We start from the raw sequence: 21718 nt of genomic DNA on the forward strand, positions 1-21718 counted from the left end.
CATCAGTCTCTGATTATTATTCGATCCCTTAATCGCGGTAACTGTCAGGCAAAGACTGACCTAATGCCTGTATTTGCTCTAATGAATGTCCGGTAATCTTTTGTATCCATTCAGGATCTGCACCATTCTGCAAAAACAACCGGAGAAGACGCTGTTCCCCTTCTTCTTTACCTTCTTCTTTGCCTTCGATCCTCCCTTCTTCCCTTCCCAACAGCCATCCCGCATTATGTATTCGCTCTGCAATCGTCATGATTCGCTCCCTGTGTTGTGGCATTCGCCTGGCAAGCTCATTGACAAATTCTTCAAAACTCGCTTCATCACCAGCCAGTAAAATGTAATTTAACAGCGCGGTTATCTGGCTGTCATTAGCGCACTCTGTAACCAGTAATGCTACCAGTTGATCAATCAGCCCCATCATATTGCGCTGGCGGATATGCTTTTGGATCAGCTCCAGCAGGGCAACTCTGCGATGTTGCACAATCTCATCGTCCGGCACCACAGTGATATCCACCAGCGGGAACGCGGCGGTATAAAGTTTCCGAGCGGTAATCGGGTCGGCAAATTCGTCCAGCCAGCACAAAGACCAGGGGTAAGGACTACGACTACCGTGATAAAACAGCATCGGAATAACCAGCGGTAGCGGCTGGCGTTTATCATGCTCTATATGACGCTGCATCACCGCCATGGAATATCGCATCAGCCGAAAGGCCATATGAATATCCTCGCGGCTCTGATGTTCAATCACCACGTAGATATAACCATCGCCTTCGCGGGTCTTTACCGACCATAAAATATCGGAGTGCAGCGCCCGCAGTTTTTCATCGACAAAGCTGGCTGATTCCAGTTTTAAGGTATCGAGATCGCACAGTTCACGTAAACCTTTTGGTAAATGGATCTCCATAAAGTCCCGCGCGGTGTCAGGGTGCGTGAGAAAAGATTTAAATAATGCGTCATGCGGCGTGCTGGTCGTGAAGTTTGTCATGGCGATCCGTCACCTGTTGAAGAGATAGCCCGACTTTAGCGATTCCTAATTCCGCTCACATCCGGTAATTTCCCATTCCCCGAGGCGCTTTCCAGGCTATTTTTGTTCTCCTGCAAGCGATACATTTTTCTGGAAGGCGTCTCGATTTTTGCGTGAACCTGCCGTCAGGCTCTATTCTTACGATATGAATAAAATCATTGAACTCCGACGCGCCAAAATGCTGGCGCTCTCTTTACTGCTCGTTGCTGCCGCGACTTTTATCGTTACGCTTTTTTTGCCCCCCAATTTTTGGGTGAGCGGCGTGAAGGCGATTGCGGAGGCGGCAATGGTCGGCGCTCTGGCTGACTGGTTTGCGGTGGTGGCGCTGTTTCGCCGCGTGCCGATTCCGATTATTTCTCGCCATACGGCGATTATCCCGCGTAATAAAGACCGGATTGGCGAAAATCTCGGGCAGTTCGTACAGGAAAAATTTCTCGATACCCAATCCCTGGTGGCGTTGATTCGTCGTCATGAACCGGCATTGTTAATCGGCAACTGGTTTAGTCAGCCGGAAAATGCCCACCGCGTTGGGCAGCATCTTTTGCAGATCATGAGTGGTTTTCTCGAACTGACCGATGATGCACGTATTCAGCGTCTGCTTAAGCGCGCGGTGCATCGGGCGATTGATAAAGTGGATCTTTCCGGCACCAGTGCGTTAATGCTGGAGAGCATGACCAAAAACGATCGTCATCAGGTGCTGCTGGATACTCTGATCGCACAACTGATCGCCCTGCTCCAGCGCGATAAATCACGCAAATTTATCGCCCAACAGATCGTCCGCTGGCTGGAGAGCGAACATCCGCTGAAAGCGAAAATTTTGCCGACTGAATGGCTGGGTGAACATAGCGCAGAGCTGGTTTCTGACGCAGTTAATTCTTTGCTTGATGATATCAGCCGCGATCGCGCGCATCAGATCCGCCATGCGTTTGATCGCGCTATCTTTGCGCTGATCGATAAGCTGAAAAACGATCCGGAAATGGCGGCGCGCGCCGACAATATCAAAGCGTATCTGAAAGAAGATGAAGCGTTTAACCGCTATCTCGGTGAATTGTGGGGGGATTTGCGGGAATGGTTGAAGGCCGATATCAATAGCGAAGATTCTCGCGTGAAGGAACGTATCGCGCGGGCGGGTCAATGGTTTGGCGAGACGTTAATTGCCGATGATGCCTTGCGGGCGTCGTTAAATGGTCATCTCGAACAGGCTGCGCACCGCGTCGCACCAGAGTTTTCGGCATTCCTGACGCGCCACATTACTGACACGGTGAAAAGCTGGGATGCGCGGGATATGTCGCGGCAAATCGAGTTAAATATCGGCAAAGATCTCCAGTTTATCCGCGTCAACGGTACACTGGTTGGTGGTTGTATTGGATTGATACTGTATCTTTTATCGCAAATCCCGACTTTGTTACCCCTCGGCAATTTTTAACCGCGAGATAAAACAAATAAAGCACACTTAAATCATGGTAATAATGCGGCCTTTTTCATTGTCTCCCGTGTACGGGGAAGGAAAATCATGCCATTTGTCACCGTTCTGCCCGCCATTTTCGAGCAGTTCTCCAAAGTGCGTCATTCCGCTGGTCGGCACTTACTGCACGTTTATTCCGCAGAAGATGCTAACGGCCTGCGGTGCGGTTGCTCCACCTCAGCTGAAACTACCGAAGAAGCGGAGCAAGAACCTGCGCAATCTTTGTCATTGCGCAACAAACTGAATGCGATGACTGCCCGCATTCGTCAGTAATGGAAAGAAAGACAGCAACTGGAAATGCATTGCACATTACGATCTGGCTCCGCGTTAAGGATTCATTAAGATCACTACGTATACTTATCGATATCTTATTGATTTTGTTGGATGGATATGCCATGACAAAAAGGTTTTCGTTAAGTAAACGTATCAGCATTATTATTCTTTTTGCCATTGTCGCAGTGTGTGTATTCTTCGTGCAATCTTGCGCGCGCAAAAGCAGTTATCCCGCAGGGTTTCAAAATTACCACGTTAATATTGATGGTAAAGAGATTGCAGGTGTAACGAATAATATCTCCTCACTGACCTGGTCTGCGCAGAGTAATACCCTGTTTAGCACTATCAATAAGCCTGCGGCGATTGTTGAAATGACCACTAATGGGGATTTGCTCCGCACCATTCCTCTGGATTTTGTGAAAGATCTCGAGACTATCGAATATATTGGTGATAATAAGTTCGTCATCAGTGATGAACGCGATTATGCCATTTATGTGATTTCACTTAATGAAAATTCAGAAGTGAAAATCCTCAAAAAAATAAAAATTCCGTTGCAGAAAACGCCAACCAATAGTGGTTTTGAAGGGCTGGCTTATTCTCGCCAGGATCACACTTTCTGGTTTTTTAAAGAGAAAAATCCGATTGAGGTCTACAAAGTTAACGGGCTACTAAGTAGCAATGAATTGCACATCAGCAAAGACCAGGAACTACAACGTCAATTTACTTTAGATGATGTGTCCGGCGCAGAATTTAACCAACAAAAAAATACGCTGCTGGTACTGTCTCATGAGTCACGCGCACTGCAGGAAGTGACGCTGGCTGGTGAGGTTATCGGTGAAATGTCACTAACCAAAGGCAGCCGGGGTTTGTCACATAACATCAAACAGGCTGAAGGGATTGCGATGGATGCCTCTGGCAATATTTATATCGTTGGCGAACCGAATCGTTTTTATCGCTTTACCCCTACATCATCACATTAACAGACTGGCATGTTTCACCTTTTTGTTATTAACTTGTTAACAACAAAAAGACAAGCAAGGTAAAACATGTCCCCGTCATCGCATCCCGTAGAACGCTTTTCCTTCAGCACCGCGCTTTTCGGGATGCTGGTTCTGACCTTAGGTATGGGGTTAGGTCGCTTTCTTTATACGCCGATGCTGCCAGTTATGCTGGCGGAGGGGCAGTTTTCATTTAGCGAACTGTCGTGGATTGCCAGCGGCAACTACGCTGGGTATCTGGCTGGAAGCCTGTTGTTTTCATTCGGCGCATTTCATTTACCCTCACGTCTGCGCCCGTTTTTATTGGCTTGCGCCCTGGCAACCGGATTGTTGATCCTTGCGATGGCGTGGTTGCCGTCGTTTATTCTGGTGTTGTTGATTCGCTTTCTGGCAGGCATCGCCAGCGCCGGGATGTTGATTTTCGGCTCGACGCTCATCATGCAACATACCCGCCATCCTTTTGTACTTGCGGCACTGTTTTCTGGCGTTGGTGTTGGTATCGCGCTAGGCAATGAATATGTGCTGGCTGGGCTGCATTTTTCCCTCTCCTCGCAAACGCTATGGCAAGGTGCCGGGGCGCTTTCTGGCATGATATTGATTGTACTGGCGCTTTTGCTTCCTTCGAAAAAACACACCATCGCGCCAACGCCGTTAGCAAAAACCACTCAACAACCCATGAGCTGGTGGTTGCTGGCTATTCTGTACGGTCTGGCGGGTTTTGGTTATATCATCGTTGCCACTTATCTGCCGCTCATGGCGAAAGATGCTGGCCTGCCATTACTGACCGCCCATCTCTGGACGCTGGTCGGCTTGTCGATTGTGCCAGGCTGCTTTGGCTGGTTGTGGGCAGCAAAACGTTGGGGGGCGTTACCCTGCCTGACGGCGAATTTGTTGGTACAGGCTATCTGCGTGCTGTTAACCCTCGCCAGCAGCTCTCCTTTATTACTCATCATCAGCAGTATTGGCTTTGGCGGCACCTTTATGGGCACGACCTCGCTGGTGATGACCATCGCCCGCCAGCTTAGTGTGCCGGGAAATCTCAACCTGTTAGGCTTTGTGACGCTTATTTATGGCATCGGGCAAATTCTCGGCCCGGCGCTGACCAGTATGCTCGGCAACGGAACGTCGGCACTCGCCAACTCCACGCTTTGTGGCGCAGCGGCGCTGTTTGTTGCCGCGCTCATCAGCACAGTGCAATTATTTAAGCTGCAAACGGCGACTTCATAAGGGGGGATTTTTCTCCCCACCATACCAGAGAAGAGCGCCTCAGTATTTCCCTTGCCAGTCAAGAAACTCAACCGCAACAGTTGCTGTCAGCCAGACCCCGTTTTCCGCTTGCCAGAAAGGTATTCCTCGTTTCGCCATTTCTTCGGCTTTGACGGTTAAGATAACCGGCGATCCATGTCTGGCTCCTACTTTGCGAGCTGTCGCTTCATCAGCAGAGAGATGCACGTAATGACGCTCCCCAGCAATCAATCCCTGATTTTTTATCACCTCAAGGAAGCGACTTGCCGTACCGTGGTAGAGAAATTGTGGCGGTGTTTTTTCGGTGAAGGCAATGGCGACCTGCGAGGTCGAATGCCCTTGAACAGCGCGAATGCACTTACCATCATTCGAATAACTAAAACGCTTTTTATCGCTAGTGGCGACAACGACATCCAGTAAGGCACGGGTTAACCGCTTGCCCACTTTTTGTGCACAGAGTATGAGTTTATCGACATCCGCCCATCCTTCACGATCCAGCGCGATGCCAATCGCCTCTGGTTTATGTCGGAGGACAAAACTTAAAAACTTACTAGTATCTGCCAACTCTTTTTCGCCATACTTTGCCATTTTGTCTTCTTCCCTGTATTTCCTGTTTTTATTCAGCTACGTCATTGTCACTGGGTTTATGAATTTTTTGCAACTCAATCCTGTTTTTCCACTCTGCAAAAAACACGTAGCAACACGCAGATACAAAAACGTTGTGGGGACTACCGCTGTCCTTTTAGCCACATTGATGAGTATGGGCAGCGCAGTCGGCGTTGCTGTCAGCCATGCGACCGCAGGCGCGTTAACCGGCCATGATGTCACCGTTTTACTGCCCGCAATGTATTTAATAGCCAACCCGGTGCAAAATGTCGGTCGCAGCCTGGAGACAGCCGAAGTGAATGCTAAATGCTATCTGCATATCATTACGGTCTGCGCGATTAACGCATTGCTGTCAATCTGGGTTATGCAGATTATTGTTTAACAAGGAGTTTACATGATTGATTATTCCGCAGCCGGTTTCATCCTGCTGCAGGGAGCGCATTTGTATGCGCCGGAAGATCGGGGAGTTTGCGATGTCCTCGTCGCTAACGGCAAGATTATCGCCGTTGCCAGCAATATCCCTTCTGACATCGTACCGGACTGCACGGTTGTCGATCTCAGTGGGCAGATCCTCTGCCCTGGCTTTATTGATCAACACGTTCATTTGATTGGCGGCGGCGGCGAAGCTGGCCCCACTACACGCACGCCGGAAGTGGCGTTAAGCCGCCTGACGGAAGCGGGCGTCACGTCGGTGATTGGCCTGCTTGGCACCGACTCTATCTCTCGCCACCCGGAATCCCTGCTCGCCAAGACCCGTGCGCTCAATGAAGAAGGCATCAGCGCCTGGATGCTGACCGGCGCTTATCATGTCCCTTCCCGCACTATTACGGGTTCCGTGGAAAAAGACGTGGCGATTATCGATCGCGTGATTGGCGTGAAATGCGCCATCTCTGATCACCGTTCTGCCGCACCGGATGTTTATCACCTGGCTAATATGGCGTCGGAATCCCGCGTTGGCGGTTTGCTCGGCGGTAAACCTGGCGTCACCGTGTTCCACATGGGCGACAGCAAAAAGGCGCTACAGCCTATCTACGATCTCCTGGAAAATTGCGATGTGCCAATCAGCAAGTTGCTGCCGACGCACGTTAACCGCAACGTTCCTTTGTTTGAACAGGCGCTGGAGTTCGCCCTGAAAGGCGGCACCATCGACATCACCAGCAGCATTGACGAACCGGTCGCCCCTGCCGAAGGGATTGCCCGCGCCGTTCAGGCGGGTATTCCGCTGGCTCGCATCACCCTCAGCTCCGACGGCAACGGTAGCCAGCCGTTCTTTGACGACGAGGGGAATTTAACGCATATCGGCGTTGCCGGTTTTGAGACGTTGCTGGAAACCGTGCAAGTGCTGGTCAAAGACTACGGTTTCAGTATCAGCGATGCCGTGCGTCCACTCACCAGCAGCGTCGCCGGTTTCCTCAACCTGACCGGGAAAGGCGAAATTCAGCCCGGCAATGACGCGGATTTGCTGGTTATGACACCGGAACTGCGCATTGCGCAGGTGTACGCTCACGGCAAACTGATGGTCAAAAACGGCAAGGCGTGCGTGAAAGGAACGTTTGAAACTGCATAAGCGGTTGTCAGCCGCACGAATGGACGTAGGATGCCCGTTCGGACGGCTGACAGAGTAAAACGCAGAAGATGGTATTTAGCTGACTTTCCCCACCGTCGCACTGTACCAACCACCATGCTGCCAGACCAGATCAAACGTCAGAGGTTCATTATCGTGGTACAGCATCATCTCCAGGCTAATCGTCAGATCGTGGCAATATGCTTCTTTCAGACTCACCTGCAATGCAGCAATACGTGGTTCATGAAATAAAAGAGCGGAACGCAACTGGCGGCAATACCAGCTCTGGAGATGTTTGTCGCTCTGATTATCCCCTTGCCACTGTGGCATACCTGAAATAAGTAATGCGGGTAGCGGTGAGTGAGGAGAATTGAAAAGTTGAAAGAGATCCCGACATACGGAATCACGCAGCGATGATGTATTGCTGCCTGTGTTTTCAGGTAATACGGTCTGAAGTAATTGGCGCATCATTTTGCGCACTCCTGACGTTTAGCGGCATCGATATCTTGCCCTGACGGCTTGACACCACTGGGTTGATGCTCATTTTCCATAGTCATTCCTTTTTGCTCATCGCATCCGTGCCTGATAACAGGCTTGATTCTTGCCCGCAAAGTATAAGACCCTGAACAGAAATGAAGATCCACTTACTTTTTATTTAAGAAGATATAATTTGATAAAAGTCACTAAACCAGACAGAAACAAACCAATATATTTTGATTATTCCGAATAATCACTCAGATTTAAATAGATATATAATGTTTATAAAAGACATGTAATAAGTAATTATTAAATTACTCATCGTTTATTATTAATAATATCGGTTATTACGTGGCTAAAAGGCCTGGTGCAAAGCTGCTCAACTTTGCACCAGAAATAAAGGATCAGGCGTCAACTTTATCCAACGGCCAGGAGTCGAAGAGATAGCCGTCAAAATAGATATCGTCAACATTGGAAAACTCCAGCAGGCGCTGTTTCACATTTTCCAGATGCTGCCACATTGCCAGCTTCGCCGCACGGGCGTCTTTTTTGATTAACGCGGCGAGGATCTGTTTGTGATCGCCCAGCCACTCTTTGCGATACAAGCTGTCATCCAGATGGCTGTGCAACTGGATCCACATCGGATTGTTTTCCCGCCACTGCCAGGACTGCCGGAACAGCTCCACCAGCATACTGTTATGGGTCGCTTCGGCAATGGCGAGGTGAAACTGCATATCGCCGCTTTCACTGCTGCCCGGCGCGCTGGAGGCCAGTTCGCGTTCTTCAAGCTGCAATGCCTGGCGCATTTTGACGATATCTTCGCGGGTGGCCTGCAAAGCGGCAAATTCCGCGATGTTACTTTCCAGTAACTGACGCGCCTGTAACAGCTCAAAAGGACCGGCGTCATTGCAGACGTTGACATCTGCGTTGTCGGCAGTGTGGCTGGTTGAACTGTCGAGAACATAAATACCGGCGCCGCGCCGCACTTCTACCAGCCCTTTGATCTCCAGCATGATCAACGCCTCACGCACCACAGTACGCGTGACCTCGAGCATTTCTGCGATTTCACGCTCCGGCGGCAGTCGTTCGCCAGGATTGTACGGTGTTTTGATGATCAGATCGCGGATCATCGCCCCGACTTCCTGGTAAGGTCTTTGCGCAGAGGTGGCAGATTTCATGGTGTTGTGTCCGTTAGGTGCGGTTAATCAAATTATTGCCGAATGCGACGTGAACGCCTTATCCGGCCAACAAAGAGTGCGTATTCAATAAGTTGTGATTGATACCCAGGCTCGATAAGCGTGCGCATCGGGCGATCTTACGTTGATCGTTAATGACAAACTATACCATTAGCACTGGAAGTTGGCACGTACAGGTGGGCAAAAAAACGAAAACTGGTCAACCAAATATGAGTTTGATTGACCAGTAAGTCTGTCGGGGAATCAGTCAGTTACAGTGCAGCCACGCATTCGCGCGCGCCGCGCTCGCACAGTTGCTGATATGCCGCCGTCACCGCACCAACAAAGTCGGCATTCTGCGGCAGATCATCGGCAAAAATACCGCTCAGGCTCAACAGGGCTTTTACGCGTTCTGCTCCCTGATATTGCGCGTTGATCTTCTGGAACTCAGCCAGCATCGGATCAACTACGTCGATGGCGTTACCTTGCTCATCCACGCCCTGGGTGTAACGCATCCAGCCAGCCACGCCCAGCGCCAGATGACGCCAGCTACCGCCGTTTTGCAGGTGCAGACGCACCGGATCCAGCAGACGCTGCGGTAACTTCTGGCTGCCGTCCATCGCAATCTGCCAGGTACGGTGACGCAGAGACGGGTTGCTGAAACGCTCGATCAGCAGTGTCGCATAGGCGTTCAGATCAGTCCCTTCCGGCATCGACAGCGTTGGCGCTTGTTCCTGCATCATCAGGGCAAAGGCTGCTTTGCGATAATCCGGGTTAGTCATGGTGTCGGCAATGGTTTCATAGCCGCCGAGGTAACCGAGGTACGCCAGGAAAGAGTGGCTGCCGTTAAGCATACGCAGCTTCATCATTTCGAACGGCACAACGTCTGCAACAAACTGTGCGCCCACTTTATCCCAGTCCGGGCGACCATTAACGAAGTTATCTTCAATCACCCACTGACGGAACGGTTCGCAGGCAATGGCGCACGGATCGTAAACGCCCAGCTGATCAGCAATTTCCTGTAAGGTTTCTGGCGTCGCCGCCGGTACGATGCGGTCAACCATGGTGCATGGGAAGGTGACGTTATCTTCAATCCATGCCGCCAGCTGCGGGTCACGCGCCTGAGCCAGCCCCAGAACGGCAACTTTCGCCACATGACCGTTTTCACGCACGTTGTCGCAGGACATCACGGTAAACGCTTTCAGCCCTTTTTCACGACGCAGACGCAGGGCTTCTACGATGTAACCAATCGCGGACTTCGGCGCGGTCGGGTTTTCCAGATCGTGCTTGATCAGCGGGTTATTAAGATCCAGCTGACCGCTCGCCGCATCGGCGCAGTAACCTTTTTCCGTGACCGTCAGGGAGACAATCGCTGTTTGCGGACGCGCCATTGCGTTGAGAATACCTTCGCAACCGTCGATTTCTGGATGCAGGGCTTCTTTCATCGAACCGATAATTTTCAGTTCAGTGCTTTCTGCACCTTTTTCCGCCACGGTGTACAGCAGTTGCTGTTTTTTCAGGTTTTCGATCAGCACGCGGTCGTTGCCTGGCATCAGGTTAACTTCGCAGATACCCCAGTCGCTGTCGGTGCTTTCCAGCAGGTGATGGGTATACAGCGCCTGGTGCGCGCGGTGAAACGCCCCGCAACCAAGATGCACAATGCGTGATTCCAGACGAGAATGATCCCATGACGGGCGGGCAACCGGCAGATTGCTGTCAACAATAGTAGTCATCGTAAACTCCAGAATCCGTCTTCAGAGAGTGACGGCAAGGAAGAAGGAACCGGCACGGCGCGCAGCCATGCCGGTGGATATTAACGGCTAAAGAAAGCGCGCTGGATCGCCAGTTCGACACCGCGAACTTCGGCCAGGCCTTTCAGACGACCAATCGCGGAATAACCTGGGTTGGTTTTCTTCTTCAGGTCGTCCAGCATCTGATGACCGTGATCCGGACGCATCGGGATCAGGTCTTCTTTGCCTTCCGCTTTACGACGGTGTTCTTCTTCAACGATCGCTTTCACCACTTCGTACATATCAACGTCGCCGTTCAGGTGCGCCGCTTCGTGGAAGGTTTTCGGGTTATCTTCACGCATGGTGGAACGCAGATGGGTGAAGTAAATGCGCGGACCAAACTGCTTGATCATATCAACCAGATCGTTGTCAGCGCGCACGCCGTAGGAACCGGTGCACATGGTGAAACCGTTCGCCATGCTGTTTACGGTATCAACCATCCACTGCATATCTTCAATGGTGGAAACGATGCGCGGCAGGCCGAGGATCGGGCGCGGCGGATCGTCCGGGTGAACCGCCATACGCACGCCGACTTCTTCGGCAACCGGAATAATGGCTTTCAGGAAGACGGCAAAGTTTTCGCGCAGTTTGGCTTTGTCGATATCTTTGTACAGCTCCAGGTGCTTACGGAACTGGTCGAGGGTGTAACCTTCTTCCGCACCCGGCAGACCAGCAATGATGTTACGGGTCAGACGCGCTTTGTCTTCATCGCTCATGGTGGCGAAACGTTCTGCTGCCTGAGCAATTTCTTCTTCGGTGTAATCCGCTTCCGCGCCTGGGCGCTTCAGGATGTGCATTTCAAACGCAGCAAATTCGATCTGGTCGAAACGCAGGGCTTTGGAGCCGTCCGGCAGTACGTATTCGAGGTCAGTACGGGTCCAGTCAAGCACCGGCATGAAGTTGTAGCACACGGTGCGGATACCGCACTGCGCCAGGTTGCGCAGGGTCTGCTGATAGTTAGCGATCCACTGCTCATAGTTGCCAGTGTGGGTTTTGATATCTTCGTGAATTGGCACGCTTTCCACGACAGACCACACCAGACCTGCGTCTTCAACGATAGCCTTGCGTTTGAGGATCTCTTCTACGGACCATACTTCGCCGTTCGGGATATGGTGCAGCGCGGTAACCACGCCAGTTGCGCCCGCCTGACGGACATCAGCTAAAGAAACCGGATCGTTTGGGCCGTACCAGCGCCAGGTCTGTTCCATGATTTTTCCTCTTTCACATAGTGGGTTCCACAGCGAAGAGACGCGGAACCCCGGAGTTGTTTAGGTATCCGGATGAACAACCAGACCACAGCCGTGGCGTCGCACCGGATGAGATGGCGTATAAGTTCTACCTTTTGGTAAGACATGTCAACCCGGATTCTAAAATTGGTTAACCACATCACAAGAAATCCACTCTCCCGCCGATTGTTGCAAATTACAGCAAAGGGTAAACAACGGTTATTGATCAGGGTATGTGATATTCATCGCAACAATGGTTGACCAATTTACATAACATGTCGCCCAAAATAACAATGGCTCAACCAGGTAAGGTAAAACTTTATGCATGTGCTTAACATTCTTTGGGTCGTCTTCGGTATCGGCCTGATGCTGGTACTGAATTTGAGGTTCAAGATCAACTCGATGGTAGCTTTGTTGGTGGCTGCTCTGTCCGTCGGGATGCTGGCGGGTATGGACTTAATGTCGCTGCTGCACACCATGAAAGCAGGCTTCGGCAACACGCTGGGGGAACTGGCGATCATCGTGGTATTCGGTGCGGTCATCGGTAAATTGATGGTCGACTCTGGCGCGGCTCACCAGATAGCGCACACGCTGCTGGCGCGTCTCGGTCTGCGCTATGTTCAGATATCGGTGATTATCATCGGCCTGATTTTCGGTCTGGCGATGTTCTATGAAGTGGCCTTTATCATGTTGGCACCGCTGGTGATCGTGATTGCAGCCGAAGCTAAAATCCCGTTCCTGAAACTGGCTATTCCGGCAGTAGCGGCTGCCACCACCGCACATTCACTGTTCCCGCCGCAGCCGGGTCCGGTGGCGCTGGTAAATGCTTATGGCGCGGATATGGGGATGGTTTATATCTATGGCGTGCTGGTGACGATCCCAAGTGTAATCTGCGCAGGTCTGATCCTGCCGAAGTTCCTCGGCAATCTTGAGCGCCCAACGCCATCATTCCTGAAAGCTGATCAACCGGTAGATATGAATAATCTGCCTTCTTTCGGCATCTCGATTCTGGTGCCGCTGATCCCAGCGATCATTATGATCTCCACCACCATCGCCAATATCTGGCTGGTAAAAGATACCCCTGCCTGGGAAGTGGTTAACTTTATCGGTTCCTCGCCGATTGCAATGTTTATTGCGATGGTGGTTGCATTCGTACTCTTTGGCACCGCGCGTGGTCATGACATGCAGTGGGTGATGAACGCTTTTGAAAGCGCGGTGAAGAGTATTGCAATGGTGATTCTGATCATCGGTGCGGGTGGCGTGCTGAAGCAGACCATCATCGACACCGGCATTGGCGACACCATCGGCATGTTGATGTCCCACGGCAATATCTCGCCCTACATCATGGCATGGCTGATCACTGTGCTAATTCGTCTGGCGACGGGTCAGGGTGTGGTTTCGGCGATGACCGCCGCCGGGATTATCAGTGCTGCAATCCTTGATCCGGCAACCGGTCAACTGGTTGGCGTGAATCCGGCGCTGCTGGTGCTGGCGACGGCTGCGGGTTCCAACACCCTCACCCACATTAACGATGCATCTTTCTGGTTGTTTAAGGGTTATTTTGACCTGTCGGTAAAAGACACGTTAAAAACCTGGGGTCTGCTGGAGCTGGTCAACTCCGTAGTTGGGCTGATTATTGTGTTGATTATCAGCATGGTAGCGTAAAAGCACACCAGAGCCTGCCAATGGCAGGTTCTGACTGATGACAAAGTCTAAAAATGTGCCCAGACAGTCCCCTCGCCCCTCCGGGGAGAGGGTTAGGGTGAGGGGAACAGACCAGCAAAGTGCGCTTTGTGTATGCCAGATGCGACGCTGACGCGTCTTATCTGGCCTACAAAGGGCTAACGTGCAGGTTTTGTAGGTAGCGTAGCGCATCACGTAATATTGCGTACCAGCATTAGCAAGCCCTGTGGTTTTTTTATTGATAAACAAAAGTCACACCAATAATCGACTGCACATTACCTGCAGTCACCTGCCCTCCAGTACGTGCGTAATTTGCCGTTAATCCCAGACTTACCGCCGAAGTCCCTACTGCCCCTAATGACACAGTGCTATTCGCTGGAATAATCGTACCGTTGCGCGTCAGCTGTACGCCGACTCCCTGTGCTGGCGAAAACGACGCAGTATTGGTGAAAATCGAGTTGCCCGCATCTGCGGTTGTACCTGAAAGGTAATACCCCAGGTTTTGGCTTTTCGCACAGTAAACGGTAAGAGGAATCGGCACCGAACCAGGATAATCCGGCAGAGTAACGGTGACATCACGAGCGGAAACATCACAGCCGCCGGTGGGCACCACCACATCATTATTGGCGTAAATATTCCACACAAACTGGAAATCATCGCTGTTATAGTTGTTGGTCTGGCGCAAAATGAGCACGGCAATTAATGAGCCAGCCTTAATCGCCACCCCGCCCGCACTGCTCACAGGCGTCAAATAAAGCGCCACCGGCCAGGGCTTATCCGTTCTCGAATTATAAACAACGCGCGGCGTTTCGCTGGTGGTAGGGAAAGGATAGCTACTGCCATTATATTTTACGGTTCCGGAAAAATTAGATAACACGCCGCCATAAGCCGAGCCTCGTTGCAGTGTGACATAGTCTGTAATCGTTTCCGGGTAATCGTTATGGCAAAAGATCTGCGTCGAAAGATCCACGACCAGGTTTTGCCCCACATTCACGACGGGCGCAAGGTTAACATAGACATTGGCGCTGCCACCGCCAATAGGGATAGCGGTGCCATTGGCGGTTTTACAGGCGAATGACCAGGCATTTACCGACCAGCCCATCAGCAGTACAGCAAACAAGGTAATAACTCGTTTCATTACAATCATCTCTTCGGGTTCAGCTGTAGGTATAGGTGATGCTAATCACTGCCTGAATGGTTCCCTGAGTGGTTCCGCCATTTACCGTCAATGCTCTGACCTGTAACGGGAAGTGCGCTGATTGTGAGGAATCATCCACCTGAACTGTTTTGGTTGCGCCGGTATTCAATGTATTACCGCTGTCATCCTGTAGCTCTAACTGGATGTTTTGCGCGGTTCCCTGGTTTTTATAATATCCGGTGCTGTCAGCTGCCCCGCTGAAGCTGGCGGTGACCCTGGACGTTCCCACCGGACAATTAGTCAACTCAAGCGCAACATCATGCCAGGCCGATGCCGCTCCGGCAGACATCAGGCTGAAAGAATAAAGATCGCCGAGATCAACCGTGGCATTGGTGGTGGAAACCGTGCACGGTTTGGCGACGACCTTACCGTTCACCGTGATGGTGACATCGGCTGCCCATACCGTCGCGCTTGCGAGCGCCAACATTGCCGCCAATAAATACCCACGTTTGCGCCATTTCATGAGCATCTCCAGTTACTGATATTCAAGAGTAAAGGTTGCCGTAGCGTTGATACGCCCCGCAGTGACAGGCACCTGTGTCGCCATTAGCCTGGCGTAAAAATTCAGCGTGTTTGGTTTACCCGGCGTCAGGGTCGTCCACGCAATCGCGGACGATGGGGCATTAAGTGGGATCTGATTTTGTTGCTCATTCAGAAGCTGTATTCCCAGCCCTGCGGCCGCTGACACCGTATTATCAAGTGCAAGCAGGTTGGCATTGTGGCTATCCGCAACACCAGTAAACCCAACCTTTACAGCAGAAACGGCATTACCACAGGGTGACAGCAAAATACGAAATGGAACGACCGGAGTCGTCGCCCCAATGTTGCTAAATTGCTTCGCCGCGTTTTCCATCAGATCAACGGTAAAATTGGTTGATTCAGCTGCCACACTACAGCCGTTATCCCTGACATAGCCGCGAATAGTAATCGTGCTATCTGCGGCCCTGGCGTGACTGGCAACCAGCCACAAAAAAGCGCACACAAGATAAAAAGGTTTGCTTTTCATCACGTCCCCTTAACGACATTCGGCTGATAGCTGAGTTAATAACTGCTGCTGACTCTCTGGTGGCAGTTTGTAATCGGCGACACAGCGAGCATTCTCCCCTTCACCCCATTTCACCTGAACTTTTCCCGCTAAAGGCATCCCGCTGAGGTAAACCTGGCCATTATCCGCAACAATGCCGCTACTCTGGCTACTCTCTGATGTGACCATCGCCCCAAACGGCAGCGGCTTATTATTGTGGGTTAGCGTCATGAGCAGTTTTATTCCTACGCGCGCTTTAAACTCTGCTCGCACAATTGCCCCACGGGTGGGAACAACGTTAGCGACCGCGTTATCTAAATCGACGTTATCAGCCAGGGTATTGGTATCCAGCGCCACTCTATTCTCCCGATATTCAGTGGCATAAGGCAGCACGGCATAACCGCGCCAGTCGGTACGAACACCCGTCTGGTTTTCGACTTTTGCATCTTTTGCTCCAGGCGCTTTAATAAGCACAACCGTATCGTTTAACGGCTGCCCCAGCGTTACGCCATTGGCATGAGCCAATACCCCACCGCTGACGCCATAATAGAGCTGCTTAATATCATCGCTATGGCTGTAACCGATATTGGCATTGCCGTAACCACCGCGATAATTCAGCGTGGCGTAGCCTGTACTTCCGCTATTTCCATCGCCTCCCCCGGCATAGCCGGTTTGCACGCTATAACTGAGGTTGTTGTCTTCCAGCAACGTACCGTATACGCCCGCAAGGTTAGTCATCCGACCGTTGAGATCGTGTGACATGCTGTAGCTGGCACTGGCATGTCGCCACTGAGATTTACTGTCAGAACGCAGCCAGTGGCTGAAAGGAATATTGACGTTAAGAGCTAACATCTGATCCCGTCCTTTTTGCCAGGCGTTTTTCGTCAGGCTATAGCTGAGCGTCCAGTTAATATCTTCGAACGCAGTATTTAATCCAGCCTGGAATTGCTCATCGACATTACTCGTTCCCCAATAAGTTTGATGGCTACCACTCAAATACAGTGTTGATGTGCGCCCGAGTTGCTGAGTAACGGTGAGTTGTAATTTCCCGCGTTTGTTATAAGCGAGGTTGTAATAGTCGGTGAATTTCGGCTTAACCTGAATAACACCATCCTGTGTTTCGATGTTGTAGCCATTCATTCGACTGTATGTTGTATCAGCGAAATTAAAATATCCGCTGGTCGAATAACGGTAACCCACTAACTGAATATTCGTGCCTGACTCATTGAGCGATTTGTTATAGAGAAAACGCACCGATTGTCCGTCATGCTGACTTTCATCGGGAAGTGTGGCATTAGCCTGCGTCATATCCACAGACAGAGCACCCAATACCCCCATGTTTTTCCCGACACCGAAATTAAAAGCACGATAACGATCCGCCAGTTGAGTTCCACCGTATATTGTCCAGCCAGCCGGGAGGCCGTGGAGTAATGTACTCTGGAAAAAGCGGGGTTTTTCCTGTTGCGCATTCCCACTACGGTACTCTCCTGCCGTAATGGAATAACGCGTATGCCCTTCACGTTGCAAAAGCGGGACTGACGAATAGGGTACGGTAAAGATCTGCGTGCTGCCGTCAGCCTCTTTAATCGTTACCTGCAAGTCACCACTATTACCTGCGGCATAGATATCGTTGATGGTAAAAGGCCCCGGCGGCACCGTACTATTATAAATGTCATACCCATTCTGTTTAATAGTTACCTGTGCAGTACCACGAGCAATACCGTGGATCACCGGGGCAAATCCTCTTTGGCTATCGGGTAACATATTGTCATCGGAGGCCAACTGTGCGCCGCGAAAGTTAATACCATCGAAAATATCGCCCTGGGTATAACCATCACCCAGCGTCAGTCGGGAACGTAACGGAATGATGTCGCGCTCAAGCCAGGTATTAATATGTTGCCATTTATTTTTGCTACCTGATGAATTTCCACTACTGTTATAACTCCAGGTGGTATTGTCGCGTAAACGCCACGCACCAATATTTAATCCACTCTGTAGATTTAAATATGCATAATGGCTGTTACCCCCAACCCGATTCTGCACACTATTTCCGCTGAAGTTATAATTGAGCAATCCGGCATTAATACCTGAATCCCACAACTCTGGTGGAATATAACCACGCGCGCGCTGATTCATAAATGCCTGAGGGATCGTGATGTTGAGCCGCTGCTGGCCAACATCTAAATGCGCAGTAGCGTCATTGATCATTGAGGTTAATGGCACGCAGGTATCATCCGCCAGCAGATTCATACCGGAAACAGAAGCCGTATTCAGCCCCATACTGGCGAGTTGAGCGCGAGTCAGGCAAGGGACAATACCTTGCTCACTGTCACCCGTATTAAACGTGACATCACGCGTTGCCATATAACCATTATTCATATAGATATCGACACGATACGTCCCCGGCGGTAATTCTTGTCCATTTTCAAAGCTCGATAAATCGGCAACAGCCTGAGGATCATCCGCTAAAAAGCGCGGGTTAAAATAGAGTTCGGCAGATGAAAAAGGTGCCTGTGCGGCAAAAGCACAGGCAACAGAGAGCCGGATAAAAAAACCAGCCAGACAATGCTTACGATTATGCAAGCATTGCGTGTTTCGCTGGTAAAGTCTTAAATTCAGATATGACATTGTTCCTCCGGTTTAAAATCACCCGGCAGTCAATTCTTTTTATTCAGGCGAATAAATCCCCCTGCGTTATTCCATTACGCCCTTCATTTTGGGGGTAAGTGCGCCATAATCATTTATTGTTCGGTAAGTAATGTTGCTTCCGGCATCAGAAGGCAATTTAACCGTGCTTTCGCCCATTGGAGACACCAATGCATTTTCAAGAATCCGTGTTCCGGCATTAAGCTCCGTTACCGTCAGGTAATAGGGTGTCGGGTTAATCAGCGTCAGAGAATTGGCGCCACGACGGAATCTTAATTTTTCTGCGGCCTGATCGGGGGGTAACGCTAATTTAGCCGGGCGGTAATACAGTTTTATGCGGCTGATAATCGCGAGCTGTAGCGTATTCTCGGTCAATTTTGATTTATCCATTGACGGAATCGCTTTTACATTCATCCAGAACAAACTTTCCCGATCCTGCGGCAATTGATTATTTGTGGCATCAAGAATACGTAAGGTATTCTCTTTTTTTCCCTTCATCGCAAACAGAGGTGGCGTCACGATAAAACGGCCATCCTTTACACCAGCGGCATTTTCTACCCATGATTGAATTAAATAAGTGCTATTTTCATCATTATTTGTCACGGCAAGTTGAACTTGTTTTTGCCCTGCCGGATAAATTACGCGGGTCGCACCTAAGGCCACTCCCGCTTCAGCGCGTCCGGCAAGCATCATTGCTACGATCATCAGGATACCTGCCAGTAAGCAGAATGTTATTTCCTGCGATTTCCTTACATTGACGTTTTTATTACTCACTGTCCTGTTCCTGTTATCACAATATCTGCTTAACAATTACTGATAGGTTAAGGAGAACCAGGCCTGGGCATTAGCCATGCCGCCAGTCACCCGACGCCCGGTTGCGCGATATTTGGCAATGAAATGTAGCGAAGTAGAACCTGAGTAAAGCCGTTTCCAGTTAGCTGGAGGTCGGTTAATTGGTACGAGGTTTCCTTCGTCATCAAACAATGCAATACCAATATTGGTTGCAATTCCTGGCCCCTCACCCACGGAAAGCACATCCGGATTTTTACCATCCGCGACACCGTGAAACCCCACGCCCACACGTTCACTCACCACCGTGCTACATTCCCGTAAATGAATAACAAAAGGCACCGGTGCGCTATCTTCCCCTACCGCATGAAACCGGTTACTACTGATTTGCCCCATATTGACCGTCATTTGTTTATCACCGGCCTCAATCCGGCAAGTTTCCGCAATAATGACGCCCTGAAACTGCATATTTCCACCGGGCAATGTGGTGTTCCATTTATTTCCGGCCAGTGCAAACATCGGCAGTAACGACGCTACTAGAAATAATTTCGTCCTTTTCATCGTTATTCTTATCGCGCAGGGGCGGGCATCCTTGCCCATAATGACTTCCCTAAAACCTGAGTGGGTTATTGATACTGAACCTTGAAGGTCGCATCCGCATTAGCAGCGCCTGGGGTTGCAGTACCGGTTGCAAAATAACGCGCCTGGAACGGAATAATGTTGGTTCCGTTATTCAGTGTTGTTTGTGCGCTAAATGTCGCACCGTCCAGCGCCAGCGCAGTACCCGTTCTGTCCAGGATCTGCACACCAACATTTGTTGCGCTGCCCGCAGCTGAACTCTGCAGAGCCAGTACGTTGGTATGATTTCCATCAATTGCTGTGCCAAGGAAGGCAACAGCGGCTTTGTCTGCAACAGTGGTATCGCAGTCATTCAGCTGAATGTTAAAACCGACGGCAGAACTGGTTGCCCCCTCTTGTGCCAGCGATGCGGTACGAACCTGACCTAACTGAACGGTTTGATCAACAGAGCCCGCATCAACCGCACAAGCGGCGTTAACAACTTCCCCTTTAAAGTGAACTGTCCCACCATTTACCGTCGTGGTAGCGGCCAGAGCCGCAGTGGAACTGAGGGACAGAGCCGACAAAACAACGATTGCCAGAGTTTTAATTTTCATACTGCTTTCCTTTTTAAATCTACGTATAAATCGACATGGGCAGTCGTTCTGTACACTTTGTTTTGAAAACGAGTTTGACTGCCAACACTGCACAGTTTCCCCCCAAAAAATGAAACATTTGGGGCCAAACTGTCCATATCATAAAAAAGTTTCGTATTTTTTCTCAAGCATAAAAATATCAAAAAATGACAAAAACCAATTAACTGTTTGATATGTAAACTATTTATCTTGTAAATTAATTTCACATCACCTCCACTTTACGTAAAGATAACGTTTCTGTGTCTCGAAGCAACTTCCTCATTCTTCTCTCCAAAAACCACCTCATTCAATATAAAAATCTATAAATTAAAGTAATATCAGAATATAAAGCCAACAAATAAACTAAAAAGGTTCGTGCGCGATGCTTTCCTCTATGAGTCAAAATGGCCCCAATTGTCTTGTATTTCTTTATTTTTTCATTTTATTATCAACAAGTTATATTAAACCTCTTCTCTTTTTAATTTTTCGTTTATAAGATTATTTCTTTCCCATAATCCGGCAAAACGTGCAGCATTACTGGCGGTATAACGCACAGTATGGCGAATATTTCGATGCCCCAGATAATCCTGAATTAAACGGGTATCTGCACCACGCTCCGCCAGTTCATAACCGCAAGCATGTCTTAACATATGAGGATGAGTCTGCGTCACGGTTCCAGCTTCAATACCGGCATCACGAATGATGCGATAAGCCTGCTGACGAGAAAGTCGGCTTCCACGACGGGAAATAAATATGGCGTCGGTCTGGTCAGCACCTTTCCAGTTAGCACGTTCCTGGGTCCAGCGTTCTACGGCTTCACGCTCATCAAAACGTAACGGGTGAACGGTAGAAAATCCGTTCTTCAGTCGGCGAATATTTATTCGACCTTCATTAAGATCAAGATCCTGATAATGCAGATCAAGTAGTTCACTAATACGCATCCCATGCCGATATGCCAACAGAATAAGACAATAATCTCTGGCTCCCGTTGCCCCATAGCAAACCGCTTGCATCATTGCCTGAACTTCTTTACCGGTAAGATAACGACGTTTACTCACAATAGTATTACTCCTGACTGAGATATATTTGAATGAATACCTATAGGAAACCTCAAACGGTCAAAATTAGCCCAATAGATAAAAAGATAATCACACACAAAGTTATGTGGTTATCAGTCAATTACATTAAATATCATACAAAAATAAAATATCACTGATGTGATAACATCTATTTTCATTGATTTAATTCAATATAACAATAGATTGCACCGGATTAACTTCCAGTTGCTTAAAAAATAAAGAAAAAAAGTGCAAAAAGAGAAGAATATAAGTGATATGTAAATTTA

20 protein-coding genes and 1 pseudogene are annotated in these 21718 nt (G+C 49.7%); 7 read left to right on the plus strand and 14 right to left on the minus strand.

The window, feature by feature from the left end:
• Positions 1-28 precede the first annotated feature (28 nt).
• Positions 29-982: an Rpn family recombination-promoting nuclease/putative transposase gene (locus tag C3D30_RS14610; protein WP_105287042.1), complete on the minus strand. Its 954-nt coding sequence runs from the start codon at positions 980-982 to the stop codon at positions 29-31.
• 184 nt (positions 983-1166) lie between these two features.
• Here C3D30_RS14610 and C3D30_RS14615 point away from each other — a divergent pair, with 184 nt between their 5' ends.
• From C3D30_RS14615 to C3D30_RS14630, 4 genes are all read left to right on the plus strand, one after another.
• Positions 1167-2447: a DUF445 domain-containing protein gene (locus tag C3D30_RS14615; RefSeq protein WP_105287043.1), complete on the plus strand. Its 1281-nt coding sequence runs from the start codon at positions 1167-1169 to the stop codon at positions 2445-2447.
• An 87-nt stretch (positions 2448-2534) separates the two neighbouring features.
• On the plus strand, positions 2535-2759 hold the full coding sequence (locus C3D30_RS14620) for a hypothetical protein (protein WP_105287044.1): 225 nt from the start codon (positions 2535-2537) through the stop codon (positions 2757-2759).
• Positions 2760-2881: 122 nt separating this feature from the next.
• Positions 2882-3739, plus strand: a complete 858-nt coding sequence (locus tag C3D30_RS14625) for an SdiA-regulated domain-containing protein (protein WP_000166626.1) — start codon at positions 2882-2884, stop codon at positions 3737-3739.
• 66 nt (positions 3740-3805) lie between these two features.
• Positions 3806-4984 (plus strand): MFS transporter, encoded by a 1179-nt coding sequence (locus tag C3D30_RS14630; RefSeq protein ID WP_016159460.1) that lies wholly within the window; start codon positions 3806-3808, stop codon positions 4982-4984.
• 39 nt (positions 4985-5023) lie between these two features.
• On the opposite strand, the gene kptA is transcribed toward C3D30_RS14630, so the two are convergent.
• Positions 5024-5590: an RNA 2'-phosphotransferase gene (gene kptA, locus C3D30_RS14635; protein ID WP_105287045.1), complete on the minus strand. Its 567-nt coding sequence runs from the start codon at positions 5588-5590 to the stop codon at positions 5024-5026.
• A gap of 148 nt (positions 5591-5738) precedes the next feature.
• On the opposite strand from kptA, the pseudogene C3D30_RS14640 reads away from it, so the two are divergent.
• A pseudogene (locus C3D30_RS14640) lies at positions 5739-5990 on the plus strand (hypothetical protein); the annotation flags it as partial.
• Positions 5991-6002: 12 nt separating this feature from the next.
• Positions 6003-7175 carry a beta-aspartyl-peptidase gene (iadA, locus tag C3D30_RS14645; RefSeq protein WP_105287046.1) on the plus strand — a complete coding sequence of 391 codons (1173 nt, stop codon included), beginning with the start codon at positions 6003-6005 and terminating at the stop codon, positions 7173-7175.
• 75 nt (positions 7176-7250) lie between these two features.
• On the opposite strand, the gene iraD is transcribed toward iadA, so the two are convergent.
• The 4 genes from iraD to uxuA form a co-directional block, all read right to left on the minus strand.
• Positions 7251-7643, minus strand: a complete 393-nt coding sequence (iraD, locus tag C3D30_RS14650) for an anti-adapter protein IraD (protein WP_105287047.1) — start codon at positions 7641-7643, stop codon at positions 7251-7253.
• Between the two features lie 410 nt (positions 7644-8053).
• Positions 8054-8827: a Uxu operon transcriptional regulator gene (gene uxuR, locus C3D30_RS14655; RefSeq protein WP_000833698.1), complete on the minus strand. Its 774-nt coding sequence runs from the start codon at positions 8825-8827 to the stop codon at positions 8054-8056.
• A gap of 269 nt (positions 8828-9096) precedes the next feature.
• Positions 9097-10557 (minus strand): fructuronate reductase, encoded by a 1461-nt coding sequence (locus C3D30_RS14660; protein ID WP_016231564.1) that lies wholly within the window; start codon positions 10555-10557, stop codon positions 9097-9099.
• 80 nt (positions 10558-10637) lie between these two features.
• Positions 10638-11822, minus strand: a complete 1185-nt coding sequence (uxuA, locus tag C3D30_RS14665; RefSeq protein ID WP_000438582.1) for a mannonate dehydratase — start codon at positions 11820-11822, stop codon at positions 10638-10640.
• Between the two features lie 339 nt (positions 11823-12161).
• Between uxuA and gntP the strand changes: the two genes are divergently transcribed.
• On the plus strand, positions 12162-13505 hold the full coding sequence (gene gntP / locus C3D30_RS14675; protein WP_016159466.1) for a gluconate permease GntP: 1344 nt from the start codon (positions 12162-12164) through the stop codon (positions 13503-13505).
• Between the two features lie 253 nt (positions 13506-13758).
• On the opposite strand, the gene fimH is transcribed toward gntP, so the two are convergent.
• The 8 genes from fimH to fimE all read right to left on the minus strand — a co-directional run bounded on the left by fimH (position 13759) and on the right by fimE (position 21431).
• The gene (gene fimH / locus C3D30_RS14685) at positions 13759-14661 is read right to left on the minus strand and encodes a type 1 fimbria D-mannose specific adhesin FimH (RefSeq protein WP_105287048.1); all 903 of its coding nucleotides are present in this window, start codon (positions 14659-14661) and stop codon (positions 13759-13761) included.
• Positions 14662-14680: 19 nt separating this feature from the next.
• Positions 14681-15184 (minus strand): type 1 fimbria minor subunit FimG, encoded by a 504-nt coding sequence (gene fimG, locus C3D30_RS14690; protein WP_016231563.1) that lies wholly within the window; start codon positions 15182-15184, stop codon positions 14681-14683.
• A 12-nt stretch (positions 15185-15196) separates the two neighbouring features.
• Entirely contained in the window at positions 15197-15727 is a 531-nt protein-coding gene (gene fimF / locus C3D30_RS14695) for a type 1 fimbrial adaptor subunit FimF (RefSeq protein ID WP_010353036.1), read from the minus strand.
• A 9-nt stretch (positions 15728-15736) separates the two neighbouring features.
• Entirely contained in the window at positions 15737-18373 is a 2637-nt protein-coding gene (gene fimD, locus C3D30_RS14700) for a fimbrial usher FimD (RefSeq protein ID WP_105287049.1), read from the minus strand.
• A gap of 66 nt (positions 18374-18439) precedes the next feature.
• Positions 18440-19165, minus strand: coding sequence for a type 1 fimbria chaperone FimC (gene fimC / locus C3D30_RS14705; protein WP_105287050.1), 726 nt, complete (start codon positions 19163-19165; stop codon positions 18440-18442).
• Between the two features lie 36 nt (positions 19166-19201).
• Positions 19202-19741 carry a type 1 fimbrial minor subunit FimI gene (gene fimI, locus C3D30_RS14710; RefSeq protein WP_105287051.1) on the minus strand — a complete coding sequence of 180 codons (540 nt, stop codon included), beginning with the start codon at positions 19739-19741 and terminating at the stop codon, positions 19202-19204.
• A 65-nt stretch (positions 19742-19806) separates the two neighbouring features.
• Positions 19807-20355 carry a type 1 fimbrial major subunit FimA gene (gene fimA, locus C3D30_RS14715; protein ID WP_000695573.1) on the minus strand — a complete coding sequence of 183 codons (549 nt, stop codon included), beginning with the start codon at positions 20353-20355 and terminating at the stop codon, positions 19807-19809.
• 479 nt (positions 20356-20834) lie between these two features.
• Positions 20835-21431, minus strand: coding sequence for a type 1 fimbria switch DNA invertase FimE (fimE, locus tag C3D30_RS14720; RefSeq protein WP_000044702.1), 597 nt, complete (start codon positions 21429-21431; stop codon positions 20835-20837).
• Positions 21432-21718 lie beyond the last annotated feature (287 nt).

It is taken from the genome of Escherichia sp. MOD1-EC5433 (assembly GCF_002966005.1).
GTDB classification, from domain to species: Bacteria; Pseudomonadota; Gammaproteobacteria; order Enterobacterales; family Enterobacteriaceae; genus Escherichia; species Escherichia ruysiae.